This is a genomic window from Limibacillus sp. (assembly GCA_037379885.1).
Taxonomy (GTDB): domain Bacteria; phylum Pseudomonadota; class Alphaproteobacteria; order Kiloniellales; family CECT-8803; genus JARRJC01.
The window spans coordinates 25,953-45,861 of record JARRJC010000020.1; the positions used below are offsets into that span (position 1 = coordinate 25,953).

General features: G+C 67.6%; 17 protein-coding genes. 8 read left to right on the forward strand and 9 right to left on the reverse strand.

Translation table 11 applies throughout. The features are described 5' to 3' along the window. The first annotated feature begins 59 nt into the window (after nt 1-59). Nucleotides 60-518 carry an Lrp/AsnC family transcriptional regulator gene (locus P8X75_08210; protein MEJ1995186.1) on the forward strand — a complete coding sequence of 153 codons (459 nt, stop codon included), beginning with the start codon at nt 60-62 and terminating at the stop codon, nt 516-518. Nucleotides 519-543: 25 nt separating this feature from the next. Here P8X75_08210 and P8X75_08215 read toward each other — a convergent pair whose 3' ends face one another. From P8X75_08215 to putA, 5 genes are all read right to left on the reverse strand, one after another. Next, on the reverse strand, nt 544-1,218 hold the full coding sequence (locus tag P8X75_08215) for a DUF1028 domain-containing protein (protein MEJ1995187.1): 675 nt from the start codon (nt 1,216-1,218) through the stop codon (nt 544-546). Further along, nucleotides 1,215-2,093 carry a phytanoyl-CoA dioxygenase family protein gene (locus tag P8X75_08220; GenBank protein MEJ1995188.1) on the reverse strand — a complete coding sequence of 293 codons (879 nt, stop codon included), beginning with the start codon at nt 2,091-2,093 and terminating at the stop codon, nt 1,215-1,217. Before P8X75_08220 ends, P8X75_08215 begins: the two co-directional genes overlap by 4 nt. A 7-nt stretch (nt 2,094-2,100) precedes the next feature. Next, nucleotides 2,101-2,517 carry a RidA family protein gene (locus P8X75_08225; protein MEJ1995189.1) on the reverse strand — a complete coding sequence of 139 codons (417 nt, stop codon included), beginning with the start codon at nt 2,515-2,517 and terminating at the stop codon, nt 2,101-2,103. 124 nt (nt 2,518-2,641) lie between these two features. Then, nucleotides 2,642-2,908, reverse strand: coding sequence for a cupin domain-containing protein (locus tag P8X75_08230; GenBank protein ID MEJ1995190.1), 267 nt, complete (start codon nt 2,906-2,908; stop codon nt 2,642-2,644). Further along, nucleotides 2,905-6,627, reverse strand: a complete 3,723-nt coding sequence (putA, locus tag P8X75_08235) for a bifunctional proline dehydrogenase/L-glutamate gamma-semialdehyde dehydrogenase PutA (GenBank protein MEJ1995191.1) — start codon at nt 6,625-6,627, stop codon at nt 2,905-2,907. The genes P8X75_08230 and putA overlap by 4 nt, the downstream gene beginning before the upstream one ends. A gap of 149 nt (nt 6,628-6,776) precedes the next feature. Between putA and P8X75_08240 the strand changes: the two genes are divergently transcribed. The 3 genes from P8X75_08240 to P8X75_08250 all read left to right on the forward strand — a co-directional run bounded on the left by P8X75_08240 (nt 6,777) and on the right by P8X75_08250 (nt 8,438). Then, complete coding sequence (locus P8X75_08240) at nt 6,777-7,235, forward strand: Lrp/AsnC ligand binding domain-containing protein (protein ID MEJ1995192.1); 459 nt, start codon at nt 6,777-6,779, stop codon at nt 7,233-7,235. Nucleotides 7,236-7,272: 37 nt separating this feature from the next. Further along, entirely contained in the window at nt 7,273-8,082 is an 810-nt protein-coding gene (locus P8X75_08245; GenBank protein ID MEJ1995193.1) for an alpha/beta fold hydrolase, read from the forward strand. Nucleotides 8,083-8,156: 74 nt separating this feature from the next. Further along, entirely contained in the window at nt 8,157-8,438 is a 282-nt protein-coding gene (locus P8X75_08250) for a hypothetical protein (protein ID MEJ1995194.1), read from the forward strand. Nucleotides 8,439-8,450: 12 nt separating this feature from the next. On the opposite strand, the gene P8X75_08255 is transcribed toward P8X75_08250, so the two are convergent. Next, nucleotides 8,451-10,880, reverse strand: a complete 2,430-nt coding sequence (locus P8X75_08255; protein MEJ1995195.1) for an FAD-dependent oxidoreductase — start codon at nt 10,878-10,880, stop codon at nt 8,451-8,453. Nucleotides 10,881-11,148: 268 nt separating this feature from the next. Here P8X75_08255 and P8X75_08260 point away from each other — a divergent pair, with 268 nt between their 5' ends. Further along, nucleotides 11,149-12,399 carry an MFS transporter gene (locus tag P8X75_08260; GenBank protein MEJ1995196.1) on the forward strand — a complete coding sequence of 417 codons (1,251 nt, stop codon included), beginning with the start codon at nt 11,149-11,151 and terminating at the stop codon, nt 12,397-12,399. A gap of 13 nt (nt 12,400-12,412) precedes the next feature. Here the strand turns inward: P8X75_08260 and ppk2 are convergent, their stop codons facing one another. The 3 genes from ppk2 to P8X75_08275 all read right to left on the reverse strand — a co-directional run bounded on the left by ppk2 (nt 12,413) and on the right by P8X75_08275 (nt 16,525). Continuing rightward, entirely contained in the window at nt 12,413-13,306 is an 894-nt protein-coding gene (gene ppk2, locus P8X75_08265; protein MEJ1995197.1) for a polyphosphate kinase 2, read from the reverse strand. Nucleotides 13,307-13,336: 30 nt separating this feature from the next. Then, nucleotides 13,337-14,128 carry a class II aldolase/adducin family protein gene (locus tag P8X75_08270; protein MEJ1995198.1) on the reverse strand — a complete coding sequence of 264 codons (792 nt, stop codon included), beginning with the start codon at nt 14,126-14,128 and terminating at the stop codon, nt 13,337-13,339. A gap of 75 nt (nt 14,129-14,203) precedes the next feature. Then, on the reverse strand, nt 14,204-16,525 hold the full coding sequence (locus tag P8X75_08275; GenBank protein MEJ1995199.1) for a molybdopterin-dependent oxidoreductase: 2,322 nt from the start codon (nt 16,523-16,525) through the stop codon (nt 14,204-14,206). Nucleotides 16,526-16,638: 113 nt separating this feature from the next. On the opposite strand from P8X75_08275, the gene P8X75_08280 reads away from it, so the two are divergent. From P8X75_08280 to P8X75_08290, 3 genes are all read left to right on the forward strand, one after another. Next, on the forward strand, nt 16,639-17,925 hold the full coding sequence (locus P8X75_08280) for an FAD-binding oxidoreductase (protein ID MEJ1995200.1): 1,287 nt from the start codon (nt 16,639-16,641) through the stop codon (nt 17,923-17,925). Between the two features lie 145 nt (nt 17,926-18,070). Beyond that, nucleotides 18,071-19,456, forward strand: a complete 1,386-nt coding sequence (locus P8X75_08285; protein ID MEJ1995201.1) for an MFS transporter — start codon at nt 18,071-18,073, stop codon at nt 19,454-19,456. Nucleotides 19,457-19,615: 159 nt separating this feature from the next. Then, the gene (locus tag P8X75_08290) at nt 19,616-19,786 is read left to right on the forward strand and encodes a hypothetical protein (GenBank protein MEJ1995202.1); all 171 of its coding nucleotides are present in this window, start codon (nt 19,616-19,618) and stop codon (nt 19,784-19,786) included. Nucleotides 19,787-19,909: the final 123 nt, after the last annotated feature.

A 19,909-nucleotide genomic window follows, 5' to 3' on the forward strand; every position in this document is an offset into this window, starting at 1 on the left:
CTTTGCGATCTTCCGGTAATTTTTGTAAATCTCTGGCATATTCTGCTAATCTTGCCGACATGGACGCAATAGATCGCCGAATCATCGGGGCGTTGCAGGAGAATGCGCGCCTCACCAACCAGGAACTGGCCGAGCGGGTGGGGCTGTCGCCCTCGCCCTGTCTGAGACGCCTGCGTAAGCTGGAGGCCGACGGGATCCTGCGCGGCTATACGGCCCTGATCGACCAGCAGCGCTACGGCCTGCCGATCAACGTCTTCGTCTCGATCCGGCTGGAGCGTCAGACCGACGCGGCGATCCGCGCCTTCGAGCAGGCGATCCAGGACCTGGACGAGGTGCAGGAGTGCTACCTGATGACCGGGGCGCGCGACTATCTGCTGCGCGTGGTCAGCCAGAGCCTGGAGTCCTACGAGCGCTTCGTGCGCGAGCGCCTGACCCGGATCGAGGGCATCGCCTCCATCGAGTCCTCCTTCGCCTTCAATCAGGTCAAGAAGAGCCCCCGCCTGCCGCCGCCGGCGTGAGGGAATCAGGTCACTCGTCGCCCGGTCATTCGTCCCCCGGCACCCCGTAGCTGGGGGCCTTGGTGGGGTCCAGCGCGCGGGTCACGTAGTCCTCAAGCTGAGGTTTGTAGAGCCGCCAGAGTTGGGCCAGCTCTTCGATGGGGTCGCCCTCGCTCCAGTCGACGCGCAGGTCGGCCACGGCCCAGTCCACGTCGTCCACGATCATGAGGCCCGCAGAATGCAGCGGCCCGGCCTCGCCGCCCGCCGCGAGCCCCGCTTGCATGGCCGCCACCAGCCGGTCGCCCAGGTGCCCGGAGGCGCCCTCGAAGGCCTCGACCAGGGCCGCGGGCACCCCCTCGTTGTCCAGCAGGTTCCCGGCGGCCACCGCGTCCCAGCCCTCCGCCATGGCGTGGGTGCCCAGCGTGTGCTGGCCGGAAAAGCCCGCCGTCACGCCCTTGGCGTCGATGGCGATCAGCTGGCGGTATTCGATGTTGGGCGAGGCCGTCACCACCGCGCCCAGCGCCTGCTTGGCGTCGGCCCCGGTGATCATCATGTCGAGCGTCAGGCCGCCCAGCTTTGGATCGGTGATGTTCTGGCTGGCGACCGCGCCGACGCCCGCCCGCGCGGAGGCGCAGCGCGCCGCCACGGCGGGGGAGGAAGAAGAGACGGCCAGCCCCAGCATCCCGGTTTCGGCGCAGCGCGCGCAAAGCGAAAAGGTCATGCGGCGGGCTCCTTCTCAGCCGCCGCCTGTTGCTCGAAGAAGGACGCGCCCGACGGCAGTTCCGGCAACTCCATCTCGAAGGTCTGGGAGCGTACGCGGCCCCGGTCCACGCCCCGCAGCAGCATGCCCTCGTAACGGCTGGGCATGGGATTGGGCGAGAGCGGTCGCGCATCGGCGGCGGCGTAGACCGAGATGAAGAGCGTGCGCGGGCTCTGGGTCCGGTTGGCGGCGGAGCCGTGCAGCAGGCGCGTGTGCATCAGGCAGGCGCCGCCCGCGGGCGCCGTCACCGTGACCGCCGCGCGCCGGGCCTCGGCGGCAACCTCCTCGCTCACCTGGCCGGTGAAACGCCCGGCGTGCCAGAGACTGTGAAGCGGACCCCGGTGGCTGCCCGGCACCACTTCGAGCGCGCCGTTCTCCGCCGTCATCTCGTCCACGGCCAGCAGGCTGGTCACCAGATCGTCGTTGCTGTGCGGCGTGAAGCAGAAGTCCTGATGAAAGCCGACGGCGGTCACGCTGCCCGGCTGCTTGGCGTTGATCTTGGCGTGATGGAAGCGCAGGTCGGGACCGATCAGCTCGGCCACGGCGTCCACCTGATAGGCCTCGCTGGCGGCTTCGAAGTAGGCCAGCGAGACCTCAAGCGGCGCGTTGACCCGGCGCAGCGCGGGATGATCGGGCCCATGACTGGGATCGAGGTCGAAGCGCGGCTTGCCGTTGACGGTCTCCCCGTAGTTCTGCGACTGGCTGCGGCTTTCCTCGATCCAGGCGGCCATGTCCTCGCGAAGCAGGTCCAGCAGCTTCGGCGTCACGGCCTCTTCGATGACGAGGTAGCCGTCGCGCTCGAAGGCGGTCTTCTGCTGCTCGCTCAGATGGCGCATGACGGCATCACTCCTCCGGGATCACGGCGATGACGTCGACCTCGACCAGCCATTCGGGCCGGGCCAGCGCGCTCACCACCAGACCGGTCGAGACGGGGTGCACGCCCTTCAGCCAGCGGCCCACCTCCCGATAGACCGCCTCGCGGTAGCGGGGATCGACGATGTAGATGGTGATCTTGCAGATGTGGCCGAGCTGGGAGCCCGCCTCCTCCAGCAACTGCTTGATGTTCGCCATGGCCTGACGCGTCTGGCCTTCCGGATCGCCAATGGCGACCGATTCGGAGGTCTCGAGATTCTGGCCGATCTGGCCGCGCACGAAGACCATCTGGCCCTTGGCGACCACCACCTGGCAGAGGTCGTTGTCCAGCTTCTGCTCCGGGTAGGTCTCGCCGGTGTTGAACTTTCGGAAGCGCTTGTGGGGCATCGGGATCAAGCCATCATCTGTTTTTCAGTGGTGTTCTCGGGGGTGTTCTTGGGGGGCGCCCATCGCTTTTCTCCCGCCGCGAACGGCAGGGAAAAGCCTAGGGCCGCGTCTCCGGTCTGTCTACTCAGCGGGTGGCGACCAGGAAGTGGACGCCCGCCCCGCCCGCCTGCTCGCTGTGGGTCAGTCCGCCGGGCACTTCGCAGGTCTCGCCGGGCGTCAGCCGCTGGTCTTTCCCCTCCATGCCGACGACCATCTCTCCCTCCAGGATCAGCAGATAGAGATCGCCCTCGTGGGTATGGTCGTCGTTGAGCCGCCCGGCCTCCCAGGTCTTCTCGACCGCCGGGCTGTAGCCCTTGGCCCGAAGGTCCGCGTGATACTCCTGCTCGGTCATGCCGCGACCGCCTCTCCCTTGTCCGCACTGGCCAGGAGTTGAGCGTTGCCGCCCGCCGCCGTGGTGTCAACGCAAAGCGCGCGTTCGACCATGTAGCTGTAGGGGCTGATCGCCTCGGTGATCAGCGGCAGGATTTCCCCGTCGCGGCCCGCCAGGGCCTGACGGTAGGGCCGGAGCGCCTCGCCCGCGCCGACCAGCGCGTAGCCGGAGGCGCCCTCGATCGCACCCAGGGCTTCCGCCGGAACGACGCCTTCCAGGGCCGCGACCGGCGCGCCGGCCTTGGCCAGCGCCTGGGCCAGCGGCTTGCTGCCGGGCGCCGTCATCAGGACGGCGTTGCCCATCGCCAAAGCCTGGAGCGCCTGGACCAGCGCGGTCTCTGCGCTGCCGCCCTCCTCCAGACCGCCGAGGCAGACCATCTTGCCGCGCGGATGGAGGCTCAGGAGGTTGCTCTCCCCGGTCGGGCCGGGCAGCGTCTCGGGCTCCAGCTCCACGCGCCCGGCGGCGGCGAGCGCCGCCTTGGCCGCTTCGGCGAAGGGCGTCTCCAGGTCGGCGGCCAGCTTCTTCAGGACCGAAACGCGGTCGGCGCGCGCAGCCCAGCCCTCGTGCGACAGCTTGGCGAGCGCCTGTTCCACGCTCTTGGCGTCCAGCATCTCGCCCGGCTTGCCGCCGCTCTCCTGCGGGGTGAAGTCCTCCTCGGTCTTGCGGAACCGGCGCAGATAGTTGGGTCCGCCCGCCTTCGGGCCGGTGCCGGACAGCCCCTCGCCGCCGAAGGGCTGGGAGCCGACGATGGCGCCGATCTGGTTGCGGTTCACGTAGACGTTGCCGACCTTCAGGTCCTCGACCACGCGCTGCACGCGCTCCTCGATGCGGGTGTGGAGACCGAAGGTGAGGCCGTAGCCGGTGGCGTTGACCGCCTCCACGACCTTCTCCAGATCCTCCGCCTCGAAGGTGCAGACGTGCAGGATCGGGCCGAAGATCTCCCGCTCCATCTCGTGGATGCCCTTGATCCTGTAGATCGCGGGCGCGACGAAGTGCCCGGCGCCGAGACCGCCGCCCTTGGGCGGGTCGAGCTTGGCGATCAGGCGGCCTTCCTCTTCCATCTTGCGGCAGTGGGCGAGGATGCCCTCGGCGGCCTCCTCGTCGATCACCGGGCCGACGTCGGTCGACCAGGCCCAGGGGTCGCCCTGGCGCAGCAGGGTCATGGCGCCCTTCAGCATCTCCATGACGGTCTTCTCAACGTCCTTCTGGACATAAAGCACGCGCAGGGCCGAACAGCGCTGGCCGGCGCTCTGGAAGGCAGAGGCCACGATGTCCCGCACGGCCTGCTCCGGCAGCGCGGTGGAATCGACGATCATGGCGTTCATGCCGCCGGTCTCGGCGATCAGGGTGGCGTCGGGCTGGCCCTTCTCGGCCAGTCCCTTATGGATGCGCTGCGCGGTGTCCGTCGAACCGGTGAAGCAGACGCCGGCGATGCGCGGGTCGGAGACCAGCGGCGCGCCCACGGCGGCCCCGTCGCCGGGCAGCAGTTGCAGCGCGCCCAGCGGCACGCCGCCCTCGATCATCAGCTGCGCGGCGCGCCAGCCCATCAAGGAGGTCTGCTCAGCCGGCTTGGCGACCACCGCGTTGCCCGCGGCGAGCGCCGCTGCGATCTGTCCGGTGAAGATCGCCAGCGGGAAGTTCCAGGGCGAGATGCAGGCGAAGACGCCGCGCGCCGAGCCGGGCTCGGAACGCTCGAGCCGCCGCGCCTCGTTCGCGTAGAAGCGCAGGAAGTCGACCGCCTCGCGCACCTCGGCCACGCAGTCGAGCTGGATCTTACCCGCCTCGCGGCTGGCGAGCGCGAAGAGCTCGGGCGCGTTCTCCTCATAGAGATCGGCGACCTTCTCCAGAATCTCAGCGCGCTTGTCGGCGCCCAGCGCGTCCCAGGCGGGCTGCGCCTCGGCGGCGGCGGCGATGGCGGCCTCGACCTCTTGCGGGCTGGCATCGCGCACGCTGCCGACCCGTTCTTCGGGGCGGGAGGGATTGCGAATCTCGCGGGTCTCGCCCTGGGCGGCGCCCTTGGCGGCCAGCAGCGGCTCAGCCTTCCACTCGCCGGTCAGGAAGGGGCGGCGCGCTTCTTCCAGTTCGCGCATGGTGGTCACATCGGTGATGTCCCAGCCCTTGGCGTTCCTGCGCGCCGCGCCGTAGAGATCGGCGGGCCGGGTGATGTAGGGGTTGGCGATCTGGTCGCCCATCTTCTCCAACGCCTCCAAGGGATCGGCGGCGATGGTCTCGGGCGGCACGCGCTCATCGACGATCTGGTTGACGAAGGAGGAGTTGGCCCCGTTCTCCAGCAGGCGGCGCACCAGATAGGCCAGAAGGTCGCGGTGCGCGCCGACCGGCGCATAGATGCGGCAGCGCGTCTTGCCCTTCTTCTTGACCAGTTCGTGCAGCGCCTCGCCCATGCCGTGCAGGCGCTGGAACTCGAAGGCCTTCGGATCGTCGGCCATCTCCAGGATCGCGGCGGCGGTGTGCGCGTTGTGCGTGGCGAACTGCGGGTAGATGCGGTCGGTCATGGAGAGCAGCTTGCGCGCGCAGGCGATGTAGGAGACGTCGGTGTTGGTCTTGCGCGTGAAGACGGGAAAGCCGTCGAGACCCATGACCTGGGCGCGCTTGACCTCGGTGTCCCAATAGGCGCCCTTGACCAGGCGCACCATGATCTTGCGGTCCAGCCGCTCGGCCAGATCGTAGAGCCAGTCCAGGACGTACCAGGCGCGCGGGCCGTAGGCCTGCACCACCACGCCGAAGCCATCCCAGCCTTCCAGCGCGGGATCGGACAGCACCTCCTCGATGATGTCGAGCGAGAGGTCGAGGCGGTCGGCCTCCTCGGCGTCCACGTTGAAGCCCATGTTGGCCGACTGCGCGAGGGTCGCCAGCGACAGCACGCGCGGGGCGAGCTTGTCCTGCACGGCCTCCTTCTGGCCCATCTCGTAGCGCGGATAGAGCGCGGAGAACTTGACCGAGATGCCGGGGTTGTCGCGCACCTCGCCCTTGCAGGCCTTGGCGATGCCGGAGATCGCATCGGAGTAGGAGAGGTGATAGCGGCGGGCGTCGGCCTCGGTCCGGGCCGCCTCGCCCAGCATGTCGTAGGAATAGCTGTAGCCCTTGCCCTCCAGTTTCTCGGCGCGCTCCATCGCCTCTTCGATCGTGCGGCCCAGCACGAACTGCTGGCCCATCTGGCGCATAGCCTGTCCGACGGCGGTGCGCACCACCGGCTCGCCAAGGCGCCGCACCATGCCGCGCAGCGTGCGGCTGAGGCCGCGCTCCTCGCCCTCGCTCAGCACCTGGCCGGTCAGCATCAGCGCCCAGGTCGAGGCGTTCACCAGGGTCGAGCTGGAGTGGCCCATGTGCCGCTCCCAATCGGCCGGGCCGATCTTGTCCTGGATCAGCTCGTCGATGGTCTCCGCGTCGGGCACGCGCAGCAGCGCCTCGGCGAGGCACATCAGCGCGATGCCCTCCTTGGAGGAGAGGCCGTATTCGTTGAGGAAGGACTCCATGGTCCCGTGCGCGCCCTTGGCGCGCAGCTCGCGGATCAGGGCGGCGGCCTCTGCCGAGATCGACTTGCGCTGCTCGTCCGAGAGACCGGCTCTGGCCGCCAGGTTGCGCACCGCTTCGGCCTCGTCCGGCAGGTAGTGCTGACGAATGGCCTCTCTCAAGTCGGCGGCGGGGCGGTTGCTGGTCATGGCGGCACTCCTTCCTTAATCCAAGCATGGTAGCGTGGCAGATGCGCGAAGTTAGGGCATCGTCAGAAGGCGTATTTCCCAATTTGTTCAGAAATCCAGTCGAAACGTCTATATTGAGAGGCATCAGAGAAACATCAGGGCTACAGTTCATGAATATATCAGGCCAATTGGATCGCATTGACCGGAAGATTCTGACCGAACTTCAGGCCGAAGGCCGCCTGCCCATCACCGGTCTGGCCGAGCGGGTGGGCCTCTCCAAGACGCCCTGCCAGCAGCGGGTCAAGCGGCTGGAGGAGGCAGGCTACATCCGCGGTTACGCCGCGCTGCTGGACCTGGAAAAGCTGGGCGCGGGCCACGTCGCCTTCGTCGAGGTCAAGCTCAACGACACGCGGGCCCAGGCGCTGGCGGCCTTCAACAAGGCGGTGCTGCGCCTGCCCGAGGTGGAGCAGTGCCACATGATCGCCGGCGACTTCGACTACCTCTTGAAGGTGCGCACCCGCGACATCGCGGAATACCGGCGCGTCCTGGGCGAAGCGCTCTCGGCCTTGCCGCATGTCGCCAACACCTCCACCTTCGTGGTGATGGAGAGCGTGAAGGAACGCGTGTGAGGGAATGGGAGCTGCCCTCTTCTTACGGAGACTGCGCATGCTGCTGACGGGAATCGCCGTGGCGGGGGTGACGGCCTATCTGGGCTTCGTCGGGATTCTCTACGTGAAGCAGCGCGACATGGTCTTTCCGGCCTGGGCCGTGGCGCCGCCGGACCCCGGCTTTCACGAAAGCATCGAAGGGCTGGAGCGGATCGGCCTGGAGACGCCGGACGGCGAACGGCTGCTGGCCTACTGGCGGCGGCCCGATGCGGGCAAGCCGACGCTCCTCACCTTTCACGGCAATGGGTCGACCCCGCAGCCGCACGCCGAGCGCTTCGCGCGCGACCCGGTCTGGCGGGACAGCGGCGTCGGCCTGCTGGCGCCCGCCTACCGGGGCTATCCCGGCTCCAGCGGCAGCCCCTCCGAGGAGGGCCTGATCACCGACGGGCTGGCGGCTCTCGACTTCCTGCGGACGCAGTTGGGCGGCGATCATCCCGTGATCCTGCACGGCCATTCCCTGGGCAGCGCCATCGCCATCGCCGTCGCCGCCCAGCGGCCGGTGGAGGCGCTCTATCTCGAATCGCCCTTCACCTCCGCGCTCGCCATCGCCAAGCGTCAGTATCCCTTCATTCCCGGCTTTTTGATGCGCGACCCCTTCCGCAGCGACCTGCGCATCGCAGAAGCCTCGACGGCCAAGGTCTTCATCGTGCACGGCGCGGAGGACCGGGTGATCCGGGTCGAGATGGCCCGCGACCTGGCGGCGCTCGCCCCCTCGCCCGAGCTTTTCATCGTCGAGGACGGCGATCACGTCTCCATCCTGGGGCTCTATGACCGCGAGGTCGCCGAGACCCTGGGCCTCCTGAACTGAAACGGCGGCGTCGCGCCATCCGTTTATCGAACCCTCGGGACTTTTCCGCTATAGTTGCTCACGGTAAAGAAGCCTTGAGACGATCCACCGCGCGGGAGGGCGATATGACGGTTGGAGTTAAAAGCAAAGCCGCTGGCGTACTGTTGCTGGCGGCCGTTCTCGGCTTGGGTGGCTGCGCCACCAACCGGACGGTCAACAAGTCGGCCCCGACGATCACCATCGACGGCGTGCTGTTGGGCAACGTGAGCGAAGCCTATGACGTGGCCGACGCGCACTGCGCCTCCTACGGCAACGACGCGCAGATGCTGGACGACGACGAGTCCGACGGCACCATCACCTTCGCCTGCGTCTACTGACCGGCGGAAAGCCTAGCCGCGCATCCGCTCCGCCCGCGGGTCGAACAGCGGTTCGGCCTGCAGGTGGGCGGCCAGGCGGTCGCCCAGCAATTCGATCTCCCAGCCTTCGGCCTCGTCGGCGATTTCTTTTTCCACATAACCCATGGCCACCGACTTGCCGGAGGCATGGGCGTAGCCGCCCGAGGTGACCCAGCCGCGCACCTTGCCCTGGAACCAGATCGGCTCGTCGCCGATCACGTCGGCGTCCTTGGCGTCCAGCGTGAAGGAGCGCAAGCGCAGCTTGCCGCCGCCCGCGGCCTTCATCTCCTGCGCGGCCTCCTTGCCGATGAAGTCCGCGTTCTTGGTCAGGGCGACGAAACGGCCGAGCCCGGCCTCGTAGGGGCCGTAGACGGGCCGGTATTCGCGCGCCCAGCCGCCAAAGCCTTTCTCCAGCCTCAGCGCGTTCAGGGCGCGGCTGCCGAAGAGCTTGATGCCCTGCGGCGCGCCCGCCGTCAGCAGCAGGTCGAAGAGGTAGCGCTGATATTCCGGCTGGCACCAAATCTCGTAGCCCAGGTCGCCGGTGAAGGAGACGCGCCCGACCAGCGCCGGGGCCATGCCCAGCTCCATCCAGGCGATCGACATGAAGGGGAAGCCCTCGTTCGAGAGGTCCTGCTCGGTGACCGACTGGAGCACCTCCCGCGCCTTGGGCCCGGCGACGGAGAGGCCGACCAGCCCCGCGCCGTGAGCGACGATCACCACCGACCCGTCTTCGGGCATGTGCTGGGCGAACCAGCGCATGTGATACTCCTCGGCGATGCCCGACCCGGCGATGAAGAACTCCTCGTCGTCCAGGTTGGCGAGCGAGAAGTCGCCGATCAGCTTGCCGTCCTCCTTCAGCATGGGCGCCAGCGTCATGCGCCCGGCCTGAGGAAGGCGGCAGGCCAGAACATGATCCAGGAAGTCGCGCGCGCCGGGGCCGTAGACCGAGTACTTGGCGAAGCCGGAGATCTCGGAGAGCCCGACGGACTGGCGCACGGCCCGCGCCTCCGCGCCGACATGCTCGAAGTCGGTCGAGCGGCGCCAGGAGAACTCGTCCTTAACGCCCTCCGGCGCGAACCAGAGCGGCACCTCGAGCCCGTAAGCCGCACCGAACTGCGCGCCCAAAGCCTTCAGGCGGTCGTAGATCGGCGTGGTCTTGAGCGGGCGCGCGGCGGGCAGCTCCTCGTTCGGGAAGCGGATCGAAAAGCGCCGCGAATAGTTCTCGCGCACCTTGGCGTTGGTGTACTTGATGGTCGCCCAGTCGCCGTAGCGCCCGATGTCCATCGCCCAGACGTCGAAACCGGGATCGCCGTCGATGATCCAGCGCGCCAGCGCCAGACCGACGCCGCCGCCCTGGCTGAAGCCCGCCATGACGCCGCAGGCCGACCAGAAGTTGGTCATGCCGCGCACCGGGCCGATCAGCGGGTTGCCGTCGGGCGCGAAGGTGAAGGGGCCGTTGATGATCTGCTTGATGCCCGCCGACTGAAAGGCCGGGAAGTGCTCGAACCCGACCTCCAGGGAGGGCGCGATGCGGTCGATGTCCGGCTCCAGCAGTTCATGGCCGAAGTCCCAGGGGGTCTCCTTCTCCGACCAGGGCACGCAGGCCTTCTCGTAGGTGCCCATCAGCATGCCGCCGCGCTCCTGGCGCAGATAGAGCTCTCCGTCGAAGTCGACGGCGTGCAGCACTTCCTTGCCGGTGGTGCGGTTGATCTCCGCCACCTCGGGCATGTCCTCGGTGATCAGGTACATGTGCTCCATGGCGAGGATCGGCAGTTCCAGCCCGACCATGCGCCCGACCTCGCGCGCCCAGAGGCCGCCGGCGTTGACCACATGCTCGCAGAGGATATCGCCCTTGTCGGTGATCACCCTCCAGGTGCCGTCGGCCTCCTGCTCCAGGTCCTCGACCTTGGTGTGGCGATAGATCTCCGCGCCCAGCTTGCGGGCCGACTTGGCGTAGGCGTGGGTGGTGCCGGAGGGGTCCAGGTGCCCGTCCACGACCGTGCGCATGGCGCCGACGAACTGCCTGGGGTCGAGCAGCGGCATCAGCTCGTGCGCCTTCTCGGGCGTGATGATCTCGGCCTCGATGTCGAGGTAGCGGCCCTTGGCGGCCAGGCCCTTCAACCAGTCGAAGCGCGCTTCGGTCGCCGCCAGCATGACGCCGCCGGTCATGTGCAGCCCGGTCGCCTGGCCGGAGAGCTCCTCGATCTCCTTGTAGAGCTCGATGGTGTACTTCTGCAGCTTGGCGACGTTGGGGTCGCCGTTGATGGTGTGCATGCCCCCGGCGGCGTGCCAGGTGGAGCCGGAGGTCAGCTCGTCGCGCTCCAGCAGGACGCAGTCGGTGACGCCGAACTTGGCCAGGTGATAAAGCACCGAACAGCCGACGACACCGCCGCCGATCACGACAACCTGGGTATGGGACTTCATGCTGGGCTCACCTCAAGCTTCAGGGTGGTGGGGCCGAAGGGGAAGGTGGAAGCGAACCGCCATCCGGCCATTTCGCGCCGAAGACTAGACCCAGCCGGACCGGGCGATGCGTGTGCGCTCGACTCATGCTATCGGAAATCCGACGCGGATGTCTCCGGGAGAGCATTGGAGCACCGTCGCTGGCGGCGGAGCCCCGGCTCGTGTAGAAGAGGCGCTTCTCGTTCAGACGCCTTTTTCAGATCAACCGAACCAGCCACCGCGAGCCAGCTTGGCCTACCTCCGCTTCATCCTCGGCAATCTGCGCAGCCTGTCCTACGGGTTCCTGCTGTCGCTGAACTCGACCTTCGGGCAGACCGCCTTCATCGCGGTCTACGGCGGGCAGATCATGGCGCTCTATGGGCTCAGTCCGGGCGAGTACGGCCTGCTCTACATGGCGGCCACCCTGACCAGCGCCGCCCTGATGATCCAGGCGGGAAAGCAGGTCGACTCCCTGCCGCGCTGGCTCTTCACCAGCATCATTCTCTGCGGCATGGCGGTCGCCTGCCTGGCCATGTACCTGCAAGCCTTTCTGGGCTCGCTCCTGTTCTTGTACCTGACGCTGCTGCTGCTGCGCCTTTTCGGGCAGGGCCTGATGAGCCATGCCTCCATGACCGTCACGGCCCGGGACTTCAACCGCAACCGGGGCAAGGCGCTCTCCATCGCGGGCATGGGCCATGCGCCGGGCGAGGCCTTCTTTCCCCTGATGGCGGTCGCGCTGATGGCCTGGGTCGGCTGGCGCGAATCCTGGCTGCTCTATTCGGCCGTGACGCTCTTTGCGATGCTGCCGCTCTTCCTCTGGCTGGCGGCAAAGCCGCGCGTCCCGCGCAAGGGCGCCGAGCCCGCGCCCAGCGAGGCCGAGCAGAAGGCCGCCGAGGAGGGTTGGACGCGGGGCCAGGTGCTGCGCGACCCGGGTTTCTATCTGCTGCTGCCCGCGCTTTTCGCCGCGCCCTGCCTGGGGACGGGCCTGTTCTTTCATCAGGTGCCGCTGGTCGAGGCCAAGGGCTGGGCGCTCAGCGATTTCGCGGCGGGCTTCGCCACCTACGCGCTCTCCAACGTGGTCTTCGGGTTGCTTTCGGGACGGCTGATCGACCGTTTTTCCGCGCGCTGGCTCTTTCAGTTCATGCTCTGGCCCATGGCCGGGGGTTTCCTGGTGATCGGCCTTGCGGGCGATCCGCTATGGGTCTACGCGCTGATGCTGCTGCAGGGGGCCACCACGGGCATGAACCACACCATCGGCACGGCGCTCTGGGCGGAGCTCTACGGCCTGGCGCACCTGGGCGCGATCCGCGCGCTCTCCGCCGCCTTCATGGTCTTCTCCACCGCCATCGGCCCGCCGGTCATGGGCCTGTTGCTGGACGCCGGGCTGACCATGGGCGGCGTCATGGTGCTGGCCGCCGCCTGGACGGGGGCCACCGCGCTCTGGGTGCCGGTCGCGCTCAGGATCGTCCAGCGCCGCCGCGCGGAGCTGGACCCGCTCTAGCTGCTATAGGTCTTCACTCGCTGGGTTCCGCTCCCAGACCGGCGAACTGGGCGCGGCCCGTCACATGGTGGGTCGAGCCGACCAGCAGGGGGTCGGGCCCGGTCACCACGCTCTCGTCCTTGCCCGGATAGTCGAGCGCGGCGAGGAAGTGCTGCATGCAGTTGATGCGCGCGCGCTTCTTGTCGGAGGACTTGACGATCACCCAGGGCGCATCGGCGGTGTCGGTGTAGAAGAACATCGCCTCCTTGGCCTCGGTGTATTCCTCCCACTTGTCGAGGGAAGCGCGGTCGATGGGCGAGAGCTTCCAGCGCTTCAGGGGGTCGCGCTCCCGGCTTTCGAAGCGCTTCACCTGGTCTTCCTTCGTGACCGAGAACCAGTACTTGAAGAGCAGGATGCCCGAGCGGGTCCACATGCGCTCCAGCTGCGGGCACTGGCGCATGAACTCCAGGTATTCCGCGGGCGTGCAAAAGCCCATGACCCGCTCCACGCCCGCGCGGTTGTACCAGGAGCGGTCGAAGAGGACCATTTCGCCCGCCGTCGGCAGGTGCTGGACATAGCGCTGGAAGTACCACTGGCCGCTCTCGCGCTGGCCGGGCTTGTCGAGCGCCACGACCCGCGCGCCGCGGGGATTGAGATGCTCCATGAAGCGCTTGATGGTGCCGCCCTTGCCGGCGGCGTCGCGCCCCTCGAAGACGATCACGATCCGCTGGCCCGTCTCCTTCACCCAGGACTGCACCTTCAAGAGTTCGACCTGAAGCGCCGCCTTGTGCAGTTCGTAGGCCGCGCGGCCCAGCTTCCTTGTGTAGGGGTACTGGCCGTTCTCGAAGACCTGACGCACACGCTCCGCCTGCGAGACCGGGGTCGCCGCCTGCGGGTCCTTGCCATTGCCGTTTTTTGAGTCCGCCATGCCGCTCCCCCCGCAACTCCGAACGCCGGCCTAGTCGGCGTAGTCCGGCTCTTCCAGATCCAGGATCGCCTTCAGCTCCTCCAGATGTTCGCGCGGGAAATCGCTGTCGATCCCCTCCCACTGGCGCGCGGTCTTCTCGGCGACCTCGTCGCTGGCGACCCGTAGCGGAATCCCGGTGGCGAGCGCCGTCAGGTAGGTGCGGCAGGCCCGCTCAAAGTGGTAGAGGCGGTCGAAGGCTTCGGCGGTGTCGCGCCCGAAGGCCATGACGCCGTGGTTGGCCAGCACCAGGATCGGCTTGTCGGGATCGGCGGCGCGGGCCACCCGCTCGGCCTCGTCGCCGAGCCCCATGCCGTCGAAGCCCTCGTCCACGGTCATGCGCCTGAAGAACCGCATGGAGGTCTGGTCGATCGGCGGCAGCACGCAGTCCTGCAGAACCGAAAGCGCCGTCGCGTAGTGCGAATGGACGTGCAGCACGCAGCGGATCTGCGGATGGTTCCGGTGGATCGCACCGTGCAGCGCCCAGGCGGTGGGGTCCAGCTTGTCGCCATCCGGTCCGCCGTTCTCGGCGGCGGCGTCGATCAGCAGCATGTCGCTGGCCTTCAGGCGCGCGAAATGCCGGCTGCCGGGGTTCATCAGGAAACGCCGTCCCTCGGCGTCGACGGCCAAGCTGAAGTGGTTGGCCACGGCCTCGTGCATATCGAGGCGGGCGGTCCAGCGGAAAGCGGCGGCGAGATCGCGCCGCTCCTCGGTCAGGGACTGGTTGTGGGTCGGGTCGAAGGGCAGGGCCGACCCCTGCTCTGACTTTGACAAAGAACCGGACATGGCGGGCTCAGGGCCTCCTCTGGTCGATGGCGTGGGTCGTTATCGAAAGAGGCTACGCCGAGAGGCGCGCCATGACTAGCCCGAGGGCGTTAGCTGAACCGGCGCCTCGAAAGCCGTAACTGGCGGCGGCTCATCCTCGAAGCGTTCAATCTCGATCAAGGTAGAGTGGGCCGCCGGCCCCTGGGTGAGCCGCGAGGTCCGGCGGTCGTGGGTCAGCACGTTGGGGTTTCCGTGCTTTTCCAGGCTGCCGCTGCGGCCCGGCTCCAAGGGGTCGTACCAGGCTCCGGTGTTGAGGAAGACTACGCCGGGGCGGACCTCCTCCGTCACTCTCGCCCCTGCGAGGCAGGCGCCGCGCTCGTTGAAGAGCCGCACGACCTCGCCGTCGGAAATCCCGCGCGCCGCCGCGTCCTCCGGGTTGATCAGAACCGGCTCGCGGTCCTTGATCTTGGACTTCCGGGAATAGGCGCCATTGTCGAGCTGACTGTGAAGCCGCGCTTCGGGCTGGCCGGAGAGGAGATGCAGCGGGAAGCGCACGGCCGTCTTGGCCCCCAGCCATTCCCTGGGCGGCATCCAGGTCGGGTGGCCCGGACAGTCGTCGTAATCGAATGAGGCGATGGTCTCGGAAAAGATCTCAATCCTGCCGCTGGGCGTCGGCAAGGGATTGGCTTCGGGATCGCGGCGGAAGGCGGAAAGGAAGACACGCTCCGTCCAACGCTCGGGCAGCTCGATGGAGCCGCCCAACCAGAACTCCTCGAGGCTGGGCAACTCCACATCCACACGGGCGGCGCGCTGGCGGGCCTGTGACCAGAAGAGCTCCAGCCATTCGCGTTCGCTGCGGCCCTCGGTGAAGGCCTCGACCGCGCTCAGCCGCTCGGCCAACCCGGAGAAGATCTCGTAGTCGTTACGGGATTCGCCGACGGGCGGGATCACCTGCGGCATGGCGAGAAGGTAGCTCTCGGCCGAATTCGCGCCGATGTCGCTGCGCTCCAGGGCGCTGGTTACGGGAAAGACGATGTCGGCGTGGCGCGCGGTCGCGGTCCAGGAAATCTCGTTGACGATCACCACCTCCGGCCGCTTCCACGCCTCGACGAGGCGGTTCAGGTCCTGGTGGTGGTGAAAGGGGTTGCCGCCCGCCCAGTAGACCAGCTGGATCTCCGGGTAGATCAGGTCTTGCCCGTTGAACTGGAAGGGTTCGCCGGGCTTCAGCAGCATGTCGGCGATGGCCGCCACGGGAATGAAGTCCGCGACCGGGTTCTCGCCCTGTGGCAGCGACGGGTAGCCGGGGCCCGGCGCCGTGATGCCGATGTTCCCATCCGCGCCGTAGCCGACGCCGTAGCCGCCGCCGGGCAGACCGATCTGTCCCAACATCGCCGCCAGTACAACAATCATCCAGATAGGCTGTTCGCCATATTCCGCACGTTGCAGGGAGGCCGTGCAGAGCAGGAGCGTGCGCCTACCCGCCATGCGGCGCGCCAGGGCGCGGATCGCCTCCGCCGGGATCTCTGAACGCTCGGCGGCCCAGTCCGCGTCCTTGGCCTCGCCGTCCGGATGGCCCAGCAGGTAGTCCTTGAAACGGTCGAAGCCGACGCAATAGCGCGCCAGGAAGTCTTCGTCGTGCAGCCCCTCGCTCAGAAGCGTGTGGGCGAGGCCCAGCATCAGGGCCGTGTCGCTGCCTGGACGCGGCGCGAGCCACTCCGCCTCCAGCTCCGTTGCCGCATCCCCGCGATAGGGGGAGATCGACACGAACTCTACGCCCGCGCGGCGGCAGGAGAGCATCTCCTCGAAAAGCCTGTGCTTGCCGAGGCCGCCCGCGCCGACCTGTGCGTTGCGGCGGGGCACGCCGCCGAACATGACCACCAGTTCGCCGGACTCTTCGATTACCGGCCAGGGCGTGTACTCGCGGGTGTGGCGCGCGTAGCTGCCGACGATGTGCGGCATCAAGACCAGGGCGGCGTGATAGCTGTAGTTCCCTTGGCTGCGCACATAGCCGCCGATGCAGTTGAGAAAACGGTGAACTTGGCTCTGCGCGTGGTGGAAGCGCCCGGCGCTAGCCCAGCCGTAGGAGCCGCCGAATATCGCCTTGTTGCCATGGGTCCGACGCACCCGGTCGATCTCCCTGGCCGCGAGGTCCAGCGCGCGTTCCCAGGAGACGGGCACGAAGGCTTCGCCGCCCCTTCCTTCACCGCCGGCCGCCGCGCCCTTTTCCAGGAAAGACTTGCGGACGTGGGGACGTCCGATCCGCGCGCGTCCCCTGACGGCCTCGGTAATGTTTTCGTTTATCGGCGAGGGGTCGGGATCATCATCGGGCGCGCGCACGCCGACCAGCTCGCCGCCGCGGACCTCGGCCACACCGCGGCCCCAGTGGTGTGCAATGGGATAGAACTTGCTGTCGGTCATGCTGGCGTCTCCAGCGGCGCGGTGTTATGGGGATCAAACGACTTTTGACAGAGTAGCGCAAGGCCCCGCCTGCCGTCATCCGGCGCTTGGTTCCGAGGAGTTAGACCGCCGCCATGCCTGCCGCAAACACCCTGACGCGCCGCCTATCCCTTTGGGACCAGACCGCGCCACAGCCGCCGGAAACCGGACCGCTTCGCGGCGAGCGGCAGGCCGAGGCTGTGATCGTCGGGGGCGGCTTTACCGGCTGCGCGGCGGCGCTGCGCCTCGCGGAGGCCGGAAAGGACGTCGTGCTGCTGGAGGCCGCCGGTTTTGGCGAAGGCGGTTCCGGGCGCAACGTCGGTCTGGTCAACGCCGGCCTCTGGATGCCGCCGGGCGACATCGAAGCGGCCATGGGAGAGGCGGCGGCGCGCCGCCTCTGCGAACCCCTGGCCGAAGGACCGGCGCGGGTCTTCTCACTGATTGAGCGGCATCAGATGAACTGCGAGGCGGTGCGCGAGGGCACGATCCACGCCGCCCACAACAGGGCCGGGCTGGCCGATCTGAAGCGGCGTCATGCGCAGTGGCAGAAGCTGGGCGCGCCGGTCACTCTGTTGAATGAGCAGGAAACAGCGCTGCGGACCGGCACCAAGGTCTTCAAGGGCGGCCTTTTCGATGCGCGCGCCGGCACGATCAATCCCATGGGCTACGTGCGCGGCCTCGCCCGGGCGGCGATCAACGCAGGCGCAGACCTCCACGGCGCTTCAGCCGTAATGAAGCTGGAGCGCCGCGAAGGCCTCTGGCGGGTCGAGACGGCGGAGGGTGCGGTCACAGCCCCCAAGGCGATCCTGGCCACCAACGCCTACAGCGCAGACCTACTGCCGGGACTGGAGCGCGCCTTCACGCCCATCAGCTTCTACCAACTCGCCACCGCGCCTCTCGGCGGGCAGTCCAGCGGAATTCTTCCGGGGCGGGAGGGACTTTGGGACACCGGCAAGATCATGACCGCAGTCCGGGTCGATGCGGCGGGCCGCCTGCTGCTGGGCTCTATGGGTGCGCTCTACGGTCGGGACGCGGCCCTGACCAAGCGCTGGGGGAACAAGACGCTGCGCTGGATCTTCCCTGGTCTCGGGCCGGTTTCCTGGGAGGCGGCCTGGAGCGGGCGCATCGCCATGACCCGCGACCACCTGCCCCGCCTCCTGTCGCCGGAGCCCGGCCTCTACGTCCCCATCGGATACAACGGGCGGGGCATCTCACCCGGCACGGTGTTCGGAGAGGCGCTGGCCAACCTGATCGCGGGCCACATTGGCGAGGAAGAGCTGCCTTTGGCGCTCACGGAACGCTGGGAGGAACCTCTGCGCGAATCCCGGCGGCTCTTCTACTCTGGAGCTTTCAGGGCCTACCGTCTCTGGAAGAGCCTCTAGAGACAGGGCGCGAACAAGAAAGTTTCCTGGCGCGCCTGAGCGAGACGACCCCCGGCGGTCTATGGCTCCGTCATTCCAACAAACGACCAACAAGGGGGCGTCGCCCCGAGAAGCAACCCCAAGCCGCTCTTCTGCGTAGGCGTCCATGACAGAACCCACCCCCATGCGCTCCGTCCTCTTGTCTGTCGCCGCCCTCATTCTCGGTTTTTCTTTCCTGCTCGCCGGCAACGGCCTGCAGTTCGTCGCCCTCGGTCTGCGCGCGAACCTGGAAGGAATCTCGGTCCAGACCATGGGCTTCGTTTCGGCCTGCTACTTCATCGGGTTCGGCGTGGGCTCACAGATCTGTCCGGCGATCACCCGCTCAGCGGGCCATATCCGCAGTTTCGCCGCCTACGGCTCGCTGGTCTCCGGCGTCGCTCTCATACACCCCCTGCTGCCCGATCCCATCGCCTGGGGCGTTCTGCGCCTGGTCACCGGGTTCTCCTTCGCAGGTCTCTACATGGTGGTGGAGTCCTGGCTGAACGCGCGGGCCAGCAACGAGCTGCGCGGGCGCCTACTTTCGGTGTATGGGACGGCGGCTTTCGGGGGCTACGCGCTGGGTCCGATGCTTGCGCAGCTCGGTGACCCGCGCGGCTTCGATCTTTTCGTCATTTCCTCAATCATGGTTTCCTTCGCGCTCATTCCCGTGACGCTGACTCGCGCCAGCGCGCCGGTCAGTGATGCCCAGGATCCGAACGGCGGCGAGAAGCGCTTCAGCGTCCGCCGTCTCTACCGGGAGACGCCTCTGGGGCTGGTCGGGCTGGTACTGCTCTCGGCCTGTCAGGGCGCCTTCATGGGGCTCAGCCCCAGCTTCGGCGAGCAGATGAACCTCTCCGGCGACTGGGTCGCCTACCTGATGACCACGGCGATGGTCGCCGGGTTGGTGGCTCAGTACCCCGTCGGCTGGCTTTCCGACCGCTTCGACCGGCGCCTGATGATCGGCGTCATCACGCTGGGCGGCAGCGCCGCCACGGGCTTTTTCTTCATGTTGAGTCTGGCGGGGCCACTGTCGCCCGAGCTCCTGCTCGCCTCCGCGGCAGTCACGGGCGTCGCCATCTTCCCGCTTTATGCAGTCCTGCTGGCCTACACCAACGACCGCCTGCCGGTCTCCTCCCTGGTCCCGGCGGCGGCGACCATCGTGCTGTCCTATTCCGTGGGCTCGGCGCTGGGCGCGCCGTCGGCGTCATGGCTAATGAAGCTTCTCGGCGGCGGCGGATACTTCCTCTACATGGCCGCAACTTTGGGCGCCATCGCGCTCTTCACCTTCTATCGCATGATGCGCCGCGATGCGCCCACGCTCGGGGACGAACAAGCCTCCGCCTACGCCGTGGCCACGCCAGGCACCGTGCCGCTCAGCGAGGACTACGACGACTATCTGACCGATCAGCCGGCTGACGAGCAGGTACCTGCCGATGACCGTGGCGAGAGCGCCGAAAGCCCCGACCTTCCAGAGCAGGAGGTCGGCCCTGGGGCGCTCCCGCAAGGTGCTTGAGGAAATCAAGGACGGCCCCCTCTATTGCGCTGTTCGCCAGATCACTCCTTGCCAAGCAATAGCCCGCCCGCTATTCGACCTTGAGATCGAAGATCGTTAAGTCCCGAAGGGTTCAATCGGAGCGCCGCCGTTTTGGCTTCTCGCAAAGCTTCGCAATCGGTGGGCCTGATCGAACGCATGTGCGATAATCTGATGTGGCTGGACCATGTCGCGCTACGGGCCTTCGGTCCGATGGCCGAGGTCCTGCTGGTTTTTCTCGATGCCGATGGTCAAGACGGAGAGGGATCCATGGATCAGGCCGCGAAGACCGGGACCGAGCAAGAGACATGAGCAGCCCCCGTTTCACGAAGCTGACCGTGCGCGCCGCCGACGTGCCCCTCAACCGCCCGGTGATCGCCAAGGTCGGCAGCTTTCCCAAGTGGGCCTTCATCTGCGTCGATGTGGAAACCGACG